Here is a 20,788-nt window from a genome sequence, read left to right on the forward strand (position 1 = left end):
GGGGATATATGCGTAATAAGTAGGCCATCGTTCCCCCAACAGCAGGTTTGGATATCTCAACTCATTTAATCTATTTACTTTTGCGAACCTAGATCGCAGTTCAAAAATTTTTTTCAAAACAGCAGTAATAACAAAAAGGTTAGGGTGTCACAAACTAGTTTTTCAATATAAGCTGTTAATTATATTACCTTCGCAAACACAATTGATTACTTACTTTCAATCTGGCCAAGGCAATATACCCTCTTTCACTTATGCTGGCATGCCCAAAAACCAAGAGAATGCCACGACACGCTAACAAGGATTGCTTATGTTATTTGATGGTAATTTAGTCACCGAGTCTGCCATTCGCCAAAAAATTCGAGATTTTTACCGGATTGATGAAAACCTTGCGGTTAACCATATTCTGCCCGATGCTGAGTTCAATATGCGCGCCCGCAGCCGAGCTTGGGAACGCGCCCGCAAAATGGTGTTACAGATACGAGATGATCAGCAAGGTAACGGGGTTGTTGAAGCATTATTGAACGAATATTCCCTCTCTTCTGCGGAGGGGGTGGTACTGATGTGCCTAGCTGAAGCCCTATTACGTGTACCTGACAAACAAACCCAAGATAAATTAATCAGCGATAAATTATCTAAAGGTCAATGGAGTTCCCATATTGGCAACAGTGATTCACTGTTTGTTAATGCCTCGTCTTGGGGGTTATTACTAACAGGCAATCTAGTTAATTACGCAGATCAAAGTAACCAGCTGGGCTTCCTTAAAAAAACCTTAGGGAAAGTTGGAGAGCCCGTCATTCGTAAAGCAATGAATATTGCCATGAAAGTAATGGGGCAACAATTTGTTTTGGGTGAAACGATAGAGGAGGCAGTACAGCGCGCTGAAAATAAAGAGCGTAAAGGTTATGTCTACTCTTACGATATGCTCGGTGAAGGAGCCAGAACTCAAAAAGATGCAGACATCTATTTTGATGCTTATTCTGAATCAATAAAAGTAATCGGCAAAGCAGCAAAAGGCAAAGGACCAAGAAAAAGTCCTGGAATATCAGTAAAACTATCTGCAATTCATCCTCGTTATGAATTTACCCATCGCGATAGAGTAATGGCCGAACTCCCCCCCAGATTAAAGCAACTCTGTTTACTGGCAAAACAATATAATATCGGACTCACTGTTGACGCAGAGGAATCTGAACGTTTAGATATCTCTCTAGATATCATTGAACAAGTTTTTAGTGATCCCGATTTAGGTGATTGGAATGGCTTTGGTCTCGCCGTCCAAGCTTATCAAAAACGCGCTATTTTCGTCATTGATTGGTTACGCGAATTGACTCAAAAAGTCGGTCGAAAAATGATGGTCAGATTAGTAAAAGGCGCATACTGGGACACTGAAATAAAGAATGCTCAAAAGGATGGATTAGAACATTTCCCTGTTTTCACCCGCAAGTCATCTACCGACGTTTCTTATCATGCCTGTGCCAATCGATTATTGGATTATCGCAATACAATTTACCCTCAATTTGCGACCCACAATGCCTACACTGCAGCCGTTATCATCGAATTAGCGGGGGATGATAAAGAAGGATTTGAATTTCAATGTTTACATGGAATGGGCGACAGTCTATATGACCAAATTGTCACTGTTGAAAATATTCAATGCCGTATTTATGCTCCGGTCGGAGAACATGAAGATTTACTCGCTTATTTGGTACGGCGCCTATTAGAAAATGGTGCCAATTCTTCTTTTGTGAATGCCATTGTCGATGTAACGCGTCCCGTTGAGTCGTTACTCGAAGATCCGGTTGAAAAAACACAACGGCTTAAATTTAAATATAATGAGCAAATTCAAAAACCTATAGATCTCTATGGTAAAGAAAGAAAGAACTCTAAAGGCATTGATATTACTGATATCAATCAAATAACGCCATTAAAGGCCTTTATTGATCACTGGGTTGATGAAAATTTACTGACTGAAGCGCAAGTACCAGAAGGTTGTCATGCGGTACGCAATCCAGCTAATCACGAACAAATAATTGGTTATCATCAATATGATAACGCTGAGCAGATGAAGGAAAAGTTAATCATCGCTCAGACGGCCTTTACTACATGGTCACAAGTCAGCACCAGCGAAAGAGCGGATTTACTAAGACGCACTGCCGATATCCTTGAGCGTCATACAGAAGAGCTGATCGCCCTGTGTATTAAAGAAGCAGGCAAAGTGACCAAAGATGGTGTGGACGAAATTCGTGAAGCCGTGGATTTTTGTCGATATTACGCTGCCCGAGCCGAAGAATTGGCTGAAGATGAAAGATTATTGCCACGCGGCGTGGTGCTATGTATAAGTCCTTGGAATTTTCCTTTAGCTATTTTCTTAGGTCAAGTTGCAGCAGCCCTAGTAACCGGCAATACAGTTATTGCTAAACCCGCTGAACAAACCAGTTTAATTGCGCTTCGCGCCCTAGAATTAATGGAATATGTTGGTTTACCAGCCGGAGTGGTTCAAGCCATCATTGCTCCTGGACCAGAAGTTGGGGCAACACTACTACCAGATCAACGTATTAAAGCGGTGATCTTTACTGGCTCGACTGTAACTGGCAATTTTATTGCCAATACGCTCGCTCAAAGAGGCGGAGAGCAAGTCCCATTAATTGCTGAAACTGGCGGCCAAAACTGCATGATAGTAGACTCAAGCGCCCTACCTGAACAAGTTGTTGATGATGTTATAGCATCTGCGTTTCAAAGTGCAGGACAACGCTGTTCTGCGCTTCGTGTACTCTTTTTACAAGAAGAGATAGCAGAGACTGTTATTGAAATGTTGGTCGGCGCCTTACAAGAGTTAACTATTGGTGATCCCGGTTATTTAGCAACAGATATTGGCCCAGTTATTGATCAAAAAGCCCTCTCTAATTTACAACTTCATGCCGATGACATGCAACAACATGGAACCTTATTATATGAATGTAAACTGCCACAATGCAACGGTACCTTCTTCGCCCCTAGAATTTATCAAATAAAAAATATAGCGGTATTAAAACGGGAAGTGTTTGGTCCCTGTCTACATATTGTCAGGTTTAAAGCTGCGGATATCGAAAACACCATGGCAGAAATCAATGCAACAGGTTTTGGCCTGACAATGGGTATCCATACACGTATTGATACGCGAGCATTGGATCTTATTAAGCTTTCCCGAGCAGGCAACATATATGTTAATCGCAATATAATTGGTGCCATTGTCGGTTCACAACCCTTTGGTGGTAGAGGATTATCAGGCACCGGACCTAAAGCCGGCGGACCGCATTATTTGAATAGACTGATGGTAGAAAAAGCCACTCCTCGTCAAAGTATAGACCAGAGCAATGATCCCGATACTGCCTTAGTAAGCGATGATGCTTGCCGTCAGCAAGCAGCTGCAATGATGAAAAATGCAGTGCAAAGTGAAAATGATTGGCGCTTGAACGAATTAAATAGCCGAATTTCGGCAGTGCGTCAGTTACTGGCTAAAATTGCTACGGTAGGGATTGTGGAAAAGCTAGCAGACGATTTAAACTCAACGTTAGCGGCAGCACGTTCACAACTTATCAGCATAGAACGGCGTTTGAAAAAACCAACGGTATTACCTGGTCCAACGGGAGAGTCTAATATTTTGTATTTAGAGCCTCGTGGAATTTTGGTTTGTTTTGCCGATAAAGATGTCACCTTTGAATATTGGACTTTATCAATAGTGACCGCTTTGGCGACAGGCAATGTGGTCATTTCAGTAGTCTCCGAGCTTTTTTATGCCGAAGCAATAGCCTTTAGGCAACAGTTTATCGCAACAGGAGCCTCTACTGGTGTGTTTCAGGTCGCTAAATTGCAGCATTTAGAAGCGCTGCTCAGTGAAGAAAAGTTGGCCGGAGTCGTTATTGATAGTAAAAGTGAACGTTCAACCTATATGGTACAAAAATTGGCCCAACGCCGAGGGGCAATATTACCCGTTATAACCGCTGAATATTATGACCATCTGATCCAGCGCTTATTAACTGAAAAAACGGTCAGTATTGATACAACAGCATCTGGTGGTAATACCTCTTTGATGACATTAGTTGAAGAAGAGGAATAACAGGCTTGTGCTTCCTTTAAACCGGCGCGGTATTAATTCAAACTGCGTCGAGCTGATGCCAACCATCAAGCACAATTGGGTAACAGGGGCACTTCCTAAAGTCGTTGCCACTAAGTTAACGACCAACCTCTGTCACTGCCACCACGCTTTATAGATAGCGTTATCAAAATGGCGCATTGACACTCCATTTAATAGCGCAAACAGCATAATAAAAAAGTAAGGAATAACCTCATCATGAAAGAGTATCATTATAATAGTGTAACGAATCTAGCATCTTCTGCTTTCGATAAATTTAAAGCTTCTTTAGAGAGCTTATCTTCTCAGACAAAAATCATTATCGCGCTTTCTGGTGGTTCATCGGTTGAGCCCCTCTATCAGCAGATTGCTAAGCGGTATAATGAAATTCCGCTTTCACTATGGCAAAAAGTGATATTCTGCTTTGCAGATGAAAGACTGGTACCACTAGACTCACCAGATTCAAATTACAAGGCAGCGTGTAACAGCTTTATTACTGTACTGATTCAAGCACAAGTGATTGCTAACGAAGCCGTTGCCACTGTAAACTGTGACAGCAAAACAGCACATCTGGAATACACGGCAAAGGTTGGAAATAAAGTTGATATTGCCTTACTGGGTGTCGGCCCCGATTCCCATACTTGTTCCCTTTTCCCTCATCACAGCTCAGTTGATAATCCTAGCAAGGCATTCATTATGGTCAATGATTCACCGAAACCACCCGCGGCAAGAATCTCAATGTCCCGTTCGATGGTGGAACATACCGGCAGTGTATTTGTCTTTTTTATTGGTGAAGGTAAACGCGATGCATACAATAATTTTATGGATGATACTCTCGCGATACAAGATGCCCCCATTAAGATATCCCGTCAGGCCGCACAGTGCTTAGTCTTTAGTGATATTTTATAAGTTCAATATTGCTCTGCTAATCAATAACGAAGCTAATCACTCGAAAGGGCCTCATCGAGCGGAGCCCAGATAAAACATATCAGAGCATCAAACCAAGACCAAAATGAAACCGCGGCGGATCACGTGGCGAGATTTTTTTCCAAAGGTGCTGCTGAGTAGTATTTAGTACGGGGTAAATATATTCACTTTCGCCGATGCGCCCGCTGCGTTTACCTTGTAGTTCACCTTTCATCGTGATTAAGCGTCCTTGCGCATAATCACTTTTTTCCAGATAGCCCTGATAGATCGCGATAAAACGCCCTATAGGAGCTTGCTCGGTATCAGGCCTTTGATTCGAAGCTAATGGATAAGCTAATATTTCAAGCTGCGTTGTATCTTGCAGATTTGTACTGGCAATTATCATTCCTCCCCATAAAACAGATATTCCCTGTATTGTTTTACTTTCACTCGCTTGCTGCGCAGTAATAGTGAGATCTACCGCCTTGCTATCAAACATTGCAGGCGTACTACAAGCAAACAATAGCAAAGTAGTTAAGAGCATAAAAAAGAGATGTAATACTGTTTTCATAATAACCTCCATCACGATATGTTCGGTCGACTACCACCGTTATTACCAGTTTAACATCGCGTTCTAAGGCAGTGTTATCAAAGTATAGGCGCTGTTTAGCTGTTCTGCTGCGAATAATAAAAGCAAACGACCACAGACAGTCATTAGCGCTTTTCTGTTATTATATCTACCTATTTCCATTATCAGCAGAAACAAGATGAGCCATTACCAAACACTTTGTGAACATTATAAAAAAATAGCGAACTTCAATCACCTGTCAGCAATAAGCAGCTGGGATCAAGCGGTTATGATGCCAGCAGGCGGTAATGCGTCGCGATCCAGCGCTAACGCTGAGTTATCACTACATATTCATCAGCTGGCGACCGCCCCACAACTTGAGGAGCTGTTTGCTCAAGCTCAATCGGAGCCGCTCAGCACGATTGAACAAGCAAGCTTGCGTGAAATGGCAAATCAGTGGCAAAAGTCGACTTTATTACCTGATGATTTAGTACAAGCAAAATCACTAGCAGGCAGTAAATGCGAGCATGCTTGGCGTACGCAGCGTCGCGATAATGACTGGCAAGGTTTTGCAAAGAACTTTAAAGAGGTGGTTAGCTTATCGCAAGAAGAAGCGCAGATCCGCGCACAGGTGAGCAATAAAATGCCCTATGATGCAATGTTGGACCTCTATGAGCCGGGCGCGTCATGCGCCCAGCTAGACACTGTTTTTAGCAGTTTAAAAAGCTGGTTACCAGAGTTAACTAAACAGGTGCAACTTAAGCAGGCCAGTGAACAATATCTAAAACCCACTGAACAGTATGCAACTCAGCAGCAAAAGCAGATGGGGTTAGATACGATGAAACTGCTCGGTTTTGACTCTAATCATGGCCGTTTAGATATTAGTTCTCATCCATTTTGTGGTGGGGTCAGTGACGATGTACGCATTACTACTCGCTACGATGAAAACGATTTTGTGCAATCCCTAATGGGTATTGTCCATGAAACGGGGCATGCCCGATATGAACAGGGCTTGCCGAAAGCATTGCAAGGTTTGCCTGTCGGCGAAGCACGCTCAATGGGTATCCATGAATCTCAAAGCTTGTTTTTTGAGATGCAATTAGGGCGCAGCAATGAATTTATTAATCAACTGGCACCACTTACTTTAAAACATTTCCCCAATAATGATCCAGCTCAATTTGCAGCCGCTAACCTACGGAAAATATATACACGAGTAACGCCAGATTTTATTCGTGTTGATGCTGATGAAGTGACCTACCCAGCGCATATAATTTTACGATATGAAATCGAGCGGGATTTAATGAATGGCAAAATAAGCTATCTGGATATTCCAGAATTATGGGATCAAAAGATGCAAAAATATTTAGGAATCTCTACAGCGGGGAATTATAAAAATGGCTGTATGCAGGATATACATTGGACCGATGGTTCTTTCGGCTATTTCCCAAGTTATACTTTAGGTGCTATCTATGCAGCGCAATTTATGGCTGCCATGCAGAAAGAAGTAGACGTAGCCACTTGTATTAATGAACAGAGATTAACCCCTATTTTCAACTGGCTGGAAAATAATATCTGGTGTAAAGGCAGTTTATTAACGACCGATGAGTTAGTAATACAATCAACAGGTGAAGCGCTGAATGCAAATTATTTTAAAAAGCATCTGCAACAAAGATATTTAGGCTAAGTAAGCACTCACACTATGACGTATACAGCGCCTCCTCCAGATGCTGAAATAAGATAATGGGTTACTTTCTAAGGACAAAGCCAACACCCAGAGCTAGCATGTTCAATGCCGAATTTGAGGGCTGAAGATGCTAGCTTGCAGCTTAATCTATGCTGGGGCTGAAACGGCTTGGTTAACCCTTTTAATTATTATCTATATCGAGGCGTTATTAATCTATTTTTTATTCCTTAATCACGTTACACTTTTTAAAGGCAGATCTTAATTGAAGGCGTGAAGATGAATTTAAAAAATCAAGATGAGACAGGACAAGCTGATTCACCTTTAACTCAACCACTCGCTATTTCAGCACAATGGCTAGTGCGCTTAGCAGAAGAGCTGGGAAAAAAGAGGCGCCTTGATCAACGTTCCCCTTTTCATCGCGATAAAGCCCGTGTTTTGCATTCAGCGGCTTTTCGCCGCTTACAATCTAAAACACAAATTCATAATAATGGCTTAAGCGACTTTTACCGAACACGTTTAACCCATTCATTAGAAGTAGCACAAATTGGCTCAGGCATAGTTGCACACTTAAAATTAGCACAGCCTGAATATGCGACGCTACTGCCGGGTAACGATCTTATTGAAACTATCTGTTTAAGTCATGATATCGGCCATCCACCCTTTGGGCATGGCGGTGAAACAGCGCTTAATTACATGATGATTGAGCACGGCGGATTTGAAGGTAACGGGCAAACATTTCGTATTGTCACACAGCTTGAACCTTACACAGAATTTAACGGTATGAACTTGACTCGCCGTAGCTTACTTGGATTATTAAAATATCCAGTCTGTTTAAGCGAGGCAAGCGGCATTTACCCGAAAGATAGCAGCCGCAATTTCAGACAGTTGAAAACTGAAGAATGGATGCCTGCTAAAGGCGTTTATGACCATGATAAGGCCTTACTAGATGCGGTGCTGACCCCATTATGCAGCGCTGATAAGAAATTATTCAGAACCATGCGTGCGCAATCCCCCGATGACCCCTCTCATAAAAAATCACGTTATAAATCATTTGATTGCTCTATTATGGAAATAGCCGATGATATCGCTTATGGCGTGCATGATTTAGAAGATGCGATTGCCATGGGAATTATCAACAAAAGTTTATGGCAGGAAAAAGTTGCAACACAACTTGCTGAAATTCATGGTTTCTGTCTTATTGAGCAGTTAACAGAACTAACTGACAATCTGTTTTCAGCACAGCACTTTAAGCGTAAAGATGCGATTGGATCATTAGTCAATGCCCTTATTACAGCGATTGAAATAAAAAAAGTAGATCAGCAATTTAAAGATCCACTCCTTGCCTATAACGCCTACTTAGTACCCGATATGTTTGATGTATTGAAAATATTAAAACAGTTTGTACTCGAATATGTGATTAAAAGTCCAGATCTGCAAATTTTAGAATATCGAGGTCAACAAATAGTAATGGAACTTTTTGAAGCTTATAACACAGGACCGCTACGCTTTTTACCGGAACCTATCAAGCTGTTATGGAAAGCACAAAATGGCGATCAGTCGCGAGAACAAAGAGTGCTGGCTGATTATATTTCGAGTCTCACGGATAACCATGCCTTACGCCTACACGCAAGTTTATTCAGTAGTAATCAAACTACGCCAATGATTGGCCAACACGCGTTTTAAACAAAGTGCCCATCCAATCCAGCCGAGCGTTACAATTGTCGCTCGATAATCAGCGGCATCAGGATAAAGACGAAGCAGATTAATTTGTTGTGTCAGTAAAGCCAGACACTGCTGGCCTGAACTTCCCGGATAAATTACCGCCGGCATGCACATAACAAATAGGCGGTTCGTTAACCAGACTAGGCCTTTTTACCCATTCGGACTTAATGCTGCAACGATATCGGCGAAATGACTAAACACCACTTCAGGATGATGCAAGCCAATATCTTCGCCGTAATTATAACCATAAGTCAACCCTATGCTTTCCATATTCGCCGCTTTGGCTGCTAATATGTCGTTTTTTGAATCACCGACCATTACACATTGCTCAGCAGTGACATTAAGTTTTCGGCAAACATGTAACAAAGGTAACGCATCGGGTTTACGTTTTGGCAGACAATCACCTCCCAACATTATTTCAAATAACCCGTTAAGTTGTAATCCTTCTAATATCGGGGCAATAAATTCAACGGGCTTATTAGTGACCAGCGCCAATCGATAGCCTTGTGCTTTTAATATTTTCAAAGATGCGCGCACACCAGGGTAAAGTTGCGTGTGAATACACAAGTTATCTTTATAGAAGCTTAAGAATGTTTGCAGAGATTGCTTAAATAAATGTTCATCAATATCAGTGTCAATCTCAGCCTTGCCCGATAAACCGCGTTTCACCAACACACCTGCGCCGTTGCCCACCCAAGAGCGAATCGTATCTTCGCTAAATGTCGGACGCGCTAAGTTGGTTAACATATGGTTAACCGCGCACGCCAAATCAGGAGCACTATCAATAAGCGTTCCGTCTAAATCAAATTGAATGACTTCTTTATTAGTGAATTTCAAATTTAACACCTTAATCTGAATAAATGGAAATGACTATTATGCCTACAATGTTTAACCAATTCGCCTGCTTTTCTGAAAACACAGCGGCCATGATTCATCACAGTCAATAACGACCGAGTTAATAAATCCAATCAAGTAAAGTTGGCAATGAATTAGCTTTAATAAGCATTAGGATTAGTAAAACCTTTAAATATGGTTAAAAATATGATTTTTATATCCAGCCATATAGACCAGTTTTTTATATAATAAAGGTCACAATCCACTCTATTTCTCATTTTATCCAATGTATCTGTCTCTCCACGCCAGCCATTAACCTGAGCCCAGCCTGTAATGCCTGGTTTCACCTTATGCCTAAGCATATAAAATTCTACTTTTTTGCGAAATTCTTCATTATGAGCAACAGCATGGGGCCTCGGCCCAACAACCGACATATGCCCACACAAGACATTAAAAAATTGCGGGAACTCATCCAATGATGTGCGCCGTAAAAAGGCACCTAAGGGGGTAATACGAGGATCATTTTTTGTTGCTTGCACAACTTTCTCATCGTTTTCCATCACAGACATGGTCCTAAATTTCCAGACTAGAATTTCTTCCCCTCCTAGCCCATAACGTCGTTGTTTAAACAATATCGGTCCGGGAGAAGTTACTTTAATCATGAGTGAAATAAACAACAGAGGTATTGCAATAATACAAAGGATAAGGCTGCTTAAAATAATATCTTCAATACGTTTGACCCATTTTTTAGAACCATAATAAGGCGATTCATAGACACTGATGGTATCAATATTACCAACATGATCCGTACGAGAACGAATTAGACTAGATATCAAAAAGTTTGGCAGAAAATGTACATCAACAGTCGTGTCTCCTAACAACAATAGGATATCAGCAATACGCTTTTCAGCCTTTAGCGGAAGTGCAATAAACAATATATCTATATTACCTTTTCGAGCTTCATAAAGAGCATCTTCAAATCGACCAATCAAATCATTTTTTAATTCTTTACGCACCCTTTCAGAAGCACGATCATCATAAACACCGAGTAATTGATAACCTAAGTCATTATTCTTTTTTATTTCTTTGAATAAATCTATACCCGCGTCTGTTGAACCAATAATCGCCACTCTTTTAATAAAATAGCCTGATTTATGGCATAACACGATATATTGACGCTGTAATATCCGCCAAAGAGAACTTAAAATAATGCTCAGCGAAAACCACAAAACAACGATAACTCGCGAATAACCTTCCGATTGCTTGAATAAAAAAGCTAAGGTTACAGCCACTAAAAAAGCAATGCAGATACAAGCGCAAGCACTTAGCAACATTGCTGTAAAATTCCCAATTCGCCATGGACGATAGAGATCAAATGATTCAGAAACATATAGAAAAATGACGGAAATAATAAGCACAGCAATAAGAAAATCTCGTCCTATAGTTTCACTATAAATATACCCGGCGGCAAAAAGAGCCAAGAATAAAATTGATAAATCAATTAATCGGTAAATAAATGAATATGAGCTTGATCTAGAGGCAAATATATTTTGTGATGTCACACTTTAATCCCTTTTAACTACAGATAAAATAAAGGTATTGTCATTTACAGGGCTCGATTTTCCCTTATAACAGAGGAATGAATGAAAAGATCAACTATTACGCAGAGAAAATTTGCTACTAACAAGTCATGGACTATGAAAGATAGTCATTCTACTTCACTAAATCCTATGCGCGATTTTGAGCAACGTTATCTGGCTACAAAGTGATGGATAATCGAATGTTCAGAAGCAAACACATCACACAGTTAGTGGCAATTTCACCAAGTAAGACTGCTCACCAATTTATTTCCTTTGCTATTACAATTGTACTATCAAAATCCACCTATAGGCGTTCTTTTAGGCAAAAAACGGTATTTCTTTCAAAAATAAAAAGCCTAATATAAGAACGCTAAGCCAACAGACAATTGTAAAATATAACACCGCAATTAAAAAGAGTGCTTAACAGATGCAAAAGATGGCGACGTAAATGATAAATTATAAAACAACGCAAATACCAAGCTTTATTCACAACGGTAGGATTTTAAGCAGACTTTATTGAAGTTATTAAAGACTCTCCCAATAAATTTACTCGTTAAGGCTCTCAATATTTTTCAGGAGATAGAAATAAAACAGTGACTGCTCCCGAAAAGTAAGTAAAGTTGCAGTTATATGTTAATGAGCAGAAATCAGTTCTATTTTACTGAGGAATAACTTGATCGGTTCATGCAGTTGATACATATAAAAATCAACACCTGCGATATTACTTAGATCCATCACCCTTTCTGTCGGTGCATTTTTTATATCCGTTAAATCAACATAATGCTCACTCCATCCTGAGTTCAGCATTAACCATTTTCCAAACCTATCATTATGGTCAGAGTGCGATTGATTATAAATGTGGTCAGTTATAATTAATCTCACTTTAAGTGCATCTTGATTTGGATTAAAGAATGAAAATTTAATTTTTCCGTATCCCGTCCAATCTCCTGCAAAAAAGCGTAATACAGCACGCGAAGCCGTTTCCTTTGCAAAAGTGATTTGCATCAAGTTCATATTTATAGTCGTTATTTCAACCAAGTCACTGGAATTTACGATGGATAATGGTAAATCCGCTTTCCAGCGAGTCAACTCTGATAAACTGTCAAATTTGGCAATAATCGGAAAGTCCATACGGATTTCATATTCATCTTTAAGCGTTTGCAGCGCAGGAAAGATAAGGTATAAAAACAAAATAATATAGAGTGCACGAGAAATAAATAGCCATTTTTTGCTTTTCTTGAAATTACCAAAAAACAAGTAGCCTGCCAATGCACCAAATAAGTTGTAATAGAGATCGCTAAGCTGAGCACTGCGTAAAAAGATCGGCTGAAGAAGTTCTATCCCTCCACCTATGATAAGGGTTATTAACAACAAAATAATAATTTGTCGTTTGCTGGTACTGCTTTTTACATGTGCGTTAAATGACAACAATAACCAAGCCCAAAAGGCAAAGCTAACAATATGCCCTATTGGCCATAGCGTATCCGTTACTCTTTCTGAAACAACAACAGGCACATGAGCAAAAAGTAAAACAATCAATATGCAAGTAAGAAGTAGTGCTAATGATTTTTTCAACATGATGGGTTATGACTGACACTCAAAGTAAATTTAGAGGCAAAAAAGAGATCCCCCCCATAACAAAAGTGATAAAATGCCTAAGAAAGTTAACTAATAACGCCCAGTATATAATTATACTGATGTCGTTCAGATACTTTATAGGCATTTACCACGTCTAGCGGTTACTCCCACTTCAGATTATTATTTTCTGATATTATATTTCACGCACTACTTTTTTGATGAACTTATTGTACAGTTAGTCCTGCGAAATAAATCCGGCTATAACCACCGATTTTTCCTACTGGTTTAAGCTCAAGATGTAGTTTTCCTTCAAACTCCACATCTACCCTCATATAATGCCAAGAATAACCTCTATCCAAATCAATCAAATTTGATTCGCCATTGATACTCAAATCAATTGAAGCGGTATCGTTTGTCCAAGCCCCCGCACGAAAATATAACGATGCGATTGATGATAGATCGCCGCTATTTTTTAAATCAATTAACACGCCATTGCTCTCATCCCAAGACATATGCGTATTGCCTTTTGCAACCTCAATTCCGTTGTCCACAAAAGAATAAGTTGAAGTTGAATAGGCGCTCGTGCCTGTATATTCAAGTTTATTTATGTCTGCATCGATGACATTGCCGTTTCCAAATTTATAATCGGAAGCCATATATTTTAACCCACTTACATCGATCACTTTTTCCGCGGACATATCAACACCAATTAATGATGCGAAACTAGGTTTAATCGCTTCACTCGGGTTATTTAAGATGATTCCAGCAAATTTTATGTAACTATAACCACCATAACTGCTAGTCGGTGTAACCGTAACAGTCGCGTATTGATCAAAAGAAATATCAACCGCAAAATAATGCCATGTATAACCCGTTGGTAAAACGATAGTTTGTGTTTGATCGCCTGCCGTTATGGTTATCCCAGCTTCTTCAGAAGTCCAAGCACCTGCGGACATATAGAGCGTGGCATGTTGCGTGCTTCCATTACCCCGAAGTGAAAACTGAGCTTGATTAAGGGTATTAAATTTCATCCCTACATAACCATTTTGCAGTTCAGAACCACCGTCTTGGAAAGAGAAGTATGAGGCATTTCGAGGTGATGATGTACCATCGCCAACAGATAAATTCACATTTTCTATTTCATCAACACTAAATCCAGCATTGTAGGTTTTACCTTCCTTAAAGCCATAAAACTCTCGTCCTTCAACGGCTATTTCTATGGGTTTATCGATAAATTCATAGCTAATTTGAACATTGCCATTTTGAGGTGATGTTTGAGGGTCATCCCCCCCCCCTTCGGGTTGAACTGGCGGAACCTCATTTTCACTGATCACAGGAAGATCAATGCATGATTCATCAGAATAAGCGGTACCAGCAAGGTTAAAAGCACCAATTCGGTAACAATAGCGAGTGCCGGCCACAGTATTATTTTCGATATAAGAAGTTATGTTGGCACCTAATGTTGCAACAGGAACAAATTGTCCATCCGTTTTTCGTTCGATAATAAAGCCATCTTCATCTGCAGCATTATCTAGCCAGGAAATAAGTAATTGGTTAGAAGATCCAGCAGCTGTATCGATGTTATTAGCTTGATAAATGAGATATTCTTGCCATGCTTTATTACCCAAAAATACAATAGCGAAAAGTACAAAAATAAACATTAGGGAAAGATTGATTGTTTTGCTTTTTGATGTTTTAAACATGGGGCATCTCCTACTATTTTTAATATTATGTATCTAATGTCCCACAATCAATCAATTCAACTAAGTATCGTTAATAGATTGCAGAAAAAAACTCATATTCCGCAGAAGCAAAACAGATCTAAAATCATCTTTGACTTCGCTCTAATGAGGATTAAACAACTCGACTTCATAAGTTGCAGTATAGCTTCGATTCATATCATATGACTCATTTTTTTATTGATTATAAAGTACAACTTATCTGTCATATAAAGCTTTGACTCCAATAAAAAAACAATATTGAATTTTTGGGTTTAACTTTACACTCATGCAACATCTTTCTATGTATTAACCTGAAAATAGACTATTGAAGATAGTTATTATTTCATGCTTATGCATTCAACTCAGGTAACAACGAAAAACAATTAAAAACTTAAAAAAATAGACTATAGAGGACACAGAGTTAAAGGAGGAAAACATAAAAGATTATAATTTCTGTATTGTCTTTTCTCTGTGTAGCGCGTAACGCCTCTGTGCGCTCTGTGGTAGTTATTTTTATATAAATGTAATACACCCATTAACCTGAGTCATCTGCATAAGCATGTATTATTTTTCTTAATCGTTAACGTTTTTACCTATTACTTATTACTTATTACTTATACCTAACTACTGTACCGACAAATTATTTGCTTGGAAGCAATATTATCCCCCTAAGCATCTTGCCAATAAAATTTCTTTATTGGATTCAGAAATTGTTGAAGCATCGTCATCTCAAAAAATAATTTACGGCTTAAAAAAAATCCTATATTGCCCTTGTAAATCGAATTTATTTTTATGTGTGCTGCCTTTACCTCAGTAATTCAACAATCGAATCTATTGCAAAATAATTAATAATATAAACAAAATCTTTAACCATAACCCCTAAATTAAAAAGAAAGCCACAAAATATGATTTTAAATTTCTAATAAAGACGCTATAAATATAGCTCATTATTCAAACAAATGACGGCCACTTCATGAACTAATCGGAAAAAAGTCACATGCTTATGTAGATGACTCAGGTTGTTTTTTGTAAAAAGATTAAAACCACTACCACGCACACTTCATGCGACTGCGAAACTGCGTTTCGGTTCGCATTCATTAGCAGAGGCGCTGCGCGCGACACAGAGAAAAACTAACAGACTAAAATATAAGATAGTTAACTTACCTCCGGCAGAGCCGGAGGCTTATTGATTACGCCCTCAAAGGGCTAAAGTAAGCGCCCAAGGCGCACTACATTTGAAGTTTTAATTGATCTCGGTGTTCATCGTCTTTTTCTTGGTTACGAATATAGTCGAGAACCATCTTTTCATCTAAACCAACTGTCGATACAAAATAGCCTCGAGCCCAAAAACTTTCACCATTAAAATTTCGTTGACGTCCTCGAAAGTTTTTAGCGATAGAAATAGCGCTTTTTCCTTTCAAATATCCAACAACATTCGAAACTGCAAATTTTGGAGGAATACTCAGACAAATATGAACATGATCTTTCATTAAATGTCCTTCTTCGATTATGACTCCTTTTTTTTTCGCTAATTCATAAAACGTCTCACCTAAGTGTTTTCTGATCGCTCCATATATCAACTTTTGTCTTTTTTTAGGGATAAATACAATATGGTATTTACAATCCCAACGGGTATGAGACAGACTCTTATAGTTTATCAATGTTTAATTATGTTTTTCTCTGTTTCCGCTCATTTTACTCTGTAGTGCAATTTTTGACGTGTTTTTATCTTTTCCCATTTTTATCTGAGTGAAGTGCATAAGCATGAAAAGTTATTACTGCATTGTTCTACTCTGTGCTCAGTTTACGAGGCTAATCATTACTTTCAAAAAAATAACGTACAAAAACATCATTGTACTTTGATTAATAACAGACTATCTGTCATTATTTGAGATTGTTTTAGTGAAAATACAGATCAAACACCTATTAGCTCCGAATAAGGTTGATGAAGTCAAAAACAAACAAGAAGTTGCTTGAGTCGACTCGGTAAAAACAAATGACCATAATAAAAAGAATACTGCTTAGCTTGATTTTTAAATCTGGCATTTATCATTTTTTCCACTTTTTATCTCGTCATAAAATAACCATTTTATATGCGCACAGCATTATTGATGCTGACACATCAACATCATGGAAGCCTCTACGCAGTCAGCATATAGCGCAGGAATTGGCTTTCACATTAGATGTGCTTAAAGAAAAATATACGTTTATTTCTTTAAGCACGGCGCTTAAAATTTTACAAAAAGAACATGAGCCAATCAGCAACGCCCTAGTAATCACTTTAGATGACGGGTACTTGAATAACCTCACCATAGGTGCTCCGATATTTGCACATTTCGGTATTTCTCCTACCATATTTATTGCCACTGAGCACAGCCAGCATAACCGTCCTTTTTGGTTTGATCGATTAGATTACGCACTGCAACAAATGACAGACGAAAATTTTCACACCTCGATACAAGGTGAAACCTTTGTTTTTGATTGTCAATCAAGGAAAAAGTTGCAACAAAGTTATGCCGCTTTTCGACGCAAAATTAAAGCTTGCTTCAAATCAGACGTTGCTATGCGTGAGTACCTTAATAAGGTCTGTCAGCAAATAGAAAAAAAAACGGGTAAAGCACTTAGCCAAATAATAGCTGACGACCCTTACGCTACGTTAGCAAATTGGCAACAACTGAAAAGTGCTGAAAAAAATCTTGGTTTTGAAATAGGCAGCCACACGCTTAATCACGCGCGACTTGGTTTGGTTGATAACCACACAGTATCTGACGAGCTATCGAAATCAAAAATTGAACTCGAAAATAAACTCGCTATTCATTGCGATAGCTTTTGTTATCCTGATAATAGCTACAATGGATACGCAGTCGAGACAGCGTCGCGGTATTATAAGAGTGCATTAACTACCGACATAGGCTTGAATGCACTTAATTGTAATTTAATGACCTTAAAACGTTTAAATTTACCGACCGGCATTAACCCACTTAAGATATTGTACGCAATATCTGCACTACGAATGACTTTGTTTTTTTAAAAGAAACTCCACTTACGGAAGTTAAATACACATAATGAAAATATGTATCGTTGCAAATAATGCTTATGGCGCATTAACCGGTGAAGAATCAGGCCATATCGGTGGTGTAGAGCGTCAAACGGCTTTATTAAGTGAGTGGTTATCCACCCATGGCCACCAAGTTTCTGTCATCACTTGGGATGAAGGTGGTGCGCCAATAGAGTTTATTAATGGCATACAGATTATTAAACTGTGCAAAATCAGCGAAGGTTTGCCAATATTACGCTTTTTCACTCCTCGCTGGACTTCGCTTATTGCTGCATTAAAAAAAGCGGATGCTGATATTTATTATCACAATTGTGCTGAATATATTACCGGGCAGGTATCTTTATGGTGTCGGTTAAATAATAAACCGTTTATTTATACCGTGGCCAGTGATGCCGATTGTGAACTAGAACTTCCAAATTTAAAATCCAAAAGAGAAGAGTATCTATTTCGCTACGGTTTAACCCACGCTAACTTGGTAATAACACAAACAAAAAAGCAACATTTGCTTTTACAGAATAACTACGGCATTAACGCGCAAGTAATCAACATGCCGGGGACTCCTCCCAATCCTGCATCCGACTTTAATCGCAGAGATTTATTTAGCAAACAAAAAGTCATTTGGATTGGTCGTTTACACAAAGTAAAACGCATCGAGTGGCTAATTGATATTGCACGAAAAACACCGAATGTGTCTTATGAAGTTGTCGGCCCTGCAGATGACCAATCTGATTACATGGATGATGTTTTATCACAATTAAAGAGCACTAAAAACATTAATTATCGCGGTAAAATTAGCCGTCAGGAAATGCCTGCAATATATCAGAACGCCACAATACTATGCTGCACATCTATTTATGAAGGCTTTCCAAATACTTATTTAGAAGCTTGGAGTTACGGCGTACCAGTTATTAGTACAATTGATCCTGATAATATAATAAAGGATCAACGACTAGGTTATCATGCAGTCTCACAGGAAGATTTTATATCTAGTATCAATCAGCTACTCAAAAACAATATACAATGGGAAGATACCTCAATTCGATGTGAACAATACTATTTACAACACCATGAACAAAATCAAGTTATGCAAAAGTTTGAAAGTGAATTTTTGGGCATCTCTTTTTCGAAGATCAAACAGCATTTCGATGAACAGAGCGATACATGGTCAGGCTATTACAAAGACGATGCGTTGAGTGTGTCTCATTTAGATTTACAACGCCGTTTAAACTTTTGCCAGAATATACTTGCAAGCATTCCTCCCCCCCTCGGCACACCACGTCTTCTAGATATTGGCTGCGGGTCAGGAGACAGCTTTTCTGCCATCAAAGATTCTGCAAATTGGGCAATAGATGGAGTTGATATTTCACATGAAATGGTAAAAGAAGCAACACAAGTATACCCAGATATAAATGTTCAGATTGCCAACGCAACCTGCTTACCTTTCCCAGACAACACATTTCAGGCAGTGGTTTCTTTAGGTACTTTGGAATATATTACAGATTATAAACGAGCCCTAAAGGAAGCCTATAGAGTATTGACACCACAAGGTAATTTGATTGTTTCAATTCCTAATAAACAATCTATATTTAGGAGGCTTCGTAGATTAGAAAATATCATAATGATGCCATTGAAATATTTAATTGCACATAAGAAAGATAAAAAAATCTTCCATCAACAATGGTATCAATCTACCTTTATACATGACTTACAACAGAATAAATTTAACATTGAAACAATAGAATATTGTACATATGCCTTTCTTAGCCCCAAACTTGAGAAAGCCATTACCAACATAAGAATGTGCCAATGGCTAAATGAAAAATTAGCAAATCAGCCTATGCTTAATAAGTTCTTAGCTAACACCATTATCATCTATGCGAGAGTAAAATAATCAATGAAAATAAAAGTGCTGATTGTTATTAGTAATATGGAATTTGGTGGAGCGCAACGCCAGATAGTGGAGCTGGTCAATAATGTTGATCAAGAAAAATTTGAGATACATGTATGTTCACTGTCTGAATATGCGCCCCTTGCGGAACAGTTCAATGATGGCGTATATTTTAGCATTGTAGATAAGAAAAAAAAATTCGACTTTTCAGTCGTCACTCAATTATCACATATGATCAAGAAATACAGTATTGATATAATACACAGTTATTTATTCGATGCAGAGATAGCTTGTCGTCTAGCTGCTTTCATTAGTTTTTCAGGAGTAAAAGTCATTGGCTCTGAGCGGAATACTAACTATAATTTACGAATTCATCAAAAAATAGCCATTGCATTAACAAAATACTTTGTTGATATAATTATTGCCAACTCAACAACCGGAGCAATTTTCAATTCCAAATTGAGTCGGCTAACTATCGATAAATACAGGGTTATTTATAATGGCGTGAACACTGAAAAATTTACTTTAAAAAACAAGAATGAAACTAAGAAAAATTTAAACCTTCCATTAAACAACCAAATAATTGGAATGTTTGCTAGCTTTAAAAATCAAAAAAATCACCCTCTTTTACTCCAAGCATTCTCTGAAATTTTACCAAAACACCCTAATACTACTTTGCTTTTAGTGGGGGATAAATTACACGGAGGAATGCATGGCTCGGATGATTACAACCGTTTAATTCACAATATGATTACAGATCTAAATTTGCACGATAACTGTGTGTGTCTTGGTAATCGAGTGGATGTAGAAAATATCTACCCTGCTTGTGATTTTACAGTGCTACCATCTTTATATGAAGGTACGCCTAACGTATTACTCGAATCAATGGCCTGTGGTAAACCGGTTATAGCCACTGACGTGTCAGACAACGCCAAAATTATTACCAACAACATAAATGGACTTCTTATCGAGTCTGAAAATAAAGCACAATTAAAAAATGCACTTATAATAATGTTGGATGAACACAATATAGAAAAAATGACAACCGAAGCAAGATCTTCAATAATGAACCGATTTTCTAGTAAAATATTAGCTACTAATACACAAAATGTTTACATAGAAGCCCTGAAAGGATAAACAA

13 protein-coding genes are annotated in these 20,788 nt (G+C 38.5%); 7 read left to right on the forward strand and 6 right to left on the reverse strand.

All coding sequences use genetic code 11. The features are described from left to right. The first annotated feature begins 307 nt into the window (after positions 1-307). A complete protein-coding gene (putA, locus tag KSO91_RS08515) occupies positions 308-4,093 on the forward strand; it encodes a bifunctional proline dehydrogenase/L-glutamate gamma-semialdehyde dehydrogenase PutA (protein ID WP_238742531.1) in 3,786 nt (1,261 codons plus the stop codon). 234 nt (positions 4,094-4,327) lie between these two features. Further along, a complete protein-coding gene (gene pgl / locus KSO91_RS08520; RefSeq protein WP_238742532.1) occupies positions 4,328-5,017 on the forward strand; it encodes a 6-phosphogluconolactonase in 690 nt (229 codons plus the stop codon). 79 nt (positions 5,018-5,096) lie between these two features. On the opposite strand, the gene KSO91_RS08525 is transcribed toward pgl, so the two are convergent. Beyond that, positions 5,097-5,585: a Slp family lipoprotein gene (locus KSO91_RS08525; protein WP_238742533.1), complete on the reverse strand. Its 489-nt coding sequence runs from the start codon at positions 5,583-5,585 to the stop codon at positions 5,097-5,099. Between the two features lie 196 nt (positions 5,586-5,781). On the opposite strand from KSO91_RS08525, the gene KSO91_RS08530 reads away from it, so the two are divergent. Both KSO91_RS08530 and KSO91_RS08535 read left to right on the forward strand, forming a co-directional pair. Then, positions 5,782-7,266, forward strand: a complete 1,485-nt coding sequence (locus KSO91_RS08530; RefSeq protein WP_238742534.1) for a carboxypeptidase M32 — start codon at positions 5,782-5,784, stop codon at positions 7,264-7,266. A 276-nt stretch (positions 7,267-7,542) separates the two neighbouring features. Beyond that, positions 7,543-8,949 (forward strand): anti-phage deoxyguanosine triphosphatase, encoded by a 1,407-nt coding sequence (locus KSO91_RS08535; protein ID WP_238742535.1) that lies wholly within the window; start codon positions 7,543-7,545, stop codon positions 8,947-8,949. A 189-nt stretch (positions 8,950-9,138) separates the two neighbouring features. Here KSO91_RS08535 and KSO91_RS08540 read toward each other — a convergent pair whose 3' ends face one another. From KSO91_RS08540 to tnpA, 5 genes are all read right to left on the reverse strand, one after another. Then, complete coding sequence (locus KSO91_RS08540; protein ID WP_238742536.1) at positions 9,139-9,825, reverse strand: phosphoglycolate phosphatase; 687 nt, start codon at positions 9,823-9,825, stop codon at positions 9,139-9,141. A gap of 158 nt (positions 9,826-9,983) precedes the next feature. Further along, a complete protein-coding gene (locus KSO91_RS08545) occupies positions 9,984-11,384 on the reverse strand; it encodes an undecaprenyl-phosphate glucose phosphotransferase (protein WP_238742537.1) in 1,401 nt (466 codons plus the stop codon). Positions 11,385-12,035: 651 nt separating this feature from the next. Beyond that, on the reverse strand, positions 12,036-12,980 hold the full coding sequence (locus KSO91_RS08550) for a CIA30 family protein (protein ID WP_238742538.1): 945 nt from the start codon (positions 12,978-12,980) through the stop codon (positions 12,036-12,038). Positions 12,981-13,204: 224 nt separating this feature from the next. Continuing rightward, a complete protein-coding gene (locus KSO91_RS08555; RefSeq protein WP_238742539.1) occupies positions 13,205-14,683 on the reverse strand; it encodes a fibronectin type III domain-containing protein in 1,479 nt (492 codons plus the stop codon). Between the two features lie 1,247 nt (positions 14,684-15,930). Then, the gene (gene tnpA, locus KSO91_RS08560) at positions 15,931-16,362 is read right to left on the reverse strand and encodes an IS200/IS605 family transposase (protein WP_238742540.1); all 432 of its coding nucleotides are present in this window, start codon (positions 16,360-16,362) and stop codon (positions 15,931-15,933) included. Positions 16,363-16,697: 335 nt separating this feature from the next. On the opposite strand from tnpA, the gene KSO91_RS08565 reads away from it, so the two are divergent. Genes KSO91_RS08565 through KSO91_RS08575 form a run of 3 tightly spaced genes read left to right on the forward strand, consistent with a single transcriptional unit; the run spans position 16,698 to position 20,784 of the window. Continuing rightward, the gene (locus KSO91_RS08565) at positions 16,698-17,732 is read left to right on the forward strand and encodes a polysaccharide deacetylase family protein (protein WP_238742541.1); all 1,035 of its coding nucleotides are present in this window, start codon (positions 16,698-16,700) and stop codon (positions 17,730-17,732) included. A gap of 34 nt (positions 17,733-17,766) precedes the next feature. Continuing rightward, the gene (locus KSO91_RS08570) at positions 17,767-19,650 is read left to right on the forward strand and encodes a methyltransferase domain-containing protein (protein WP_238742542.1); all 1,884 of its coding nucleotides are present in this window, start codon (positions 17,767-17,769) and stop codon (positions 19,648-19,650) included. A 3-nt stretch (positions 19,651-19,653) separates the two neighbouring features. Next, on the forward strand, positions 19,654-20,784 hold the full coding sequence (locus tag KSO91_RS08575; RefSeq protein ID WP_238742543.1) for a glycosyltransferase: 1,131 nt from the start codon (positions 19,654-19,656) through the stop codon (positions 20,782-20,784). Positions 20,785-20,788 lie beyond the last annotated feature (4 nt).

It is taken from the genome of Psychromonas antarctica (assembly GCF_022267535.1).
Taxonomy (GTDB): Bacteria; Pseudomonadota; Gammaproteobacteria; order Enterobacterales; family Psychromonadaceae; genus Psychromonas; species Psychromonas antarctica.

Excerpts from the sequence above, each read along its gene's own strand:
- putA (WP_238742531.1), top strand. The coding sequence starts at position 308 with ATGTTATTTGATGGTAATTTAGTCACCGAGTCTGCCATTCGCCAAAAA.
- pgl (WP_238742532.1), top strand. The coding sequence starts at position 4,328 with ATGAAAGAGTATCATTATAATAGTGTAACGAATCTAGCATCTTCTGCT.
- KSO91_RS08525 (WP_238742533.1), bottom strand. The coding sequence starts at position 5,585 with ATGAAAACAGTATTACATCTCTTTTTTATGCTCTTAACTACTTTGCTA.
- KSO91_RS08530 (WP_238742534.1), top strand. The coding sequence starts at position 5,782 with ATGAGCCATTACCAAACACTTTGTGAACATTATAAAAAAATAGCGAAC.
- KSO91_RS08535 (WP_238742535.1), top strand. The coding sequence starts at position 7,543 with ATGAATTTAAAAAATCAAGATGAGACAGGACAAGCTGATTCACCTTTA.
- KSO91_RS08550 (WP_238742538.1), bottom strand. The coding sequence starts at position 12,980 with ATGTTGAAAAAATCATTAGCACTACTTCTTACTTGCATATTGATTGTT.
- KSO91_RS08555 (WP_238742539.1), bottom strand. The coding sequence starts at position 14,683 with ATGTTTAAAACATCAAAAAGCAAAACAATCAATCTTTCCCTAATGTTT.
- KSO91_RS08565 (WP_238742541.1), top strand. The coding sequence starts at position 16,698 with ATGACCATAATAAAAAGAATACTGCTTAGCTTGATTTTTAAATCTGGC.
- KSO91_RS08570 (WP_238742542.1), top strand. The coding sequence starts at position 17,767 with ATGAAAATATGTATCGTTGCAAATAATGCTTATGGCGCATTAACCGGT.
- KSO91_RS08575 (WP_238742543.1), top strand. The coding sequence starts at position 19,654 with ATGAAAATAAAAGTGCTGATTGTTATTAGTAATATGGAATTTGGTGGA.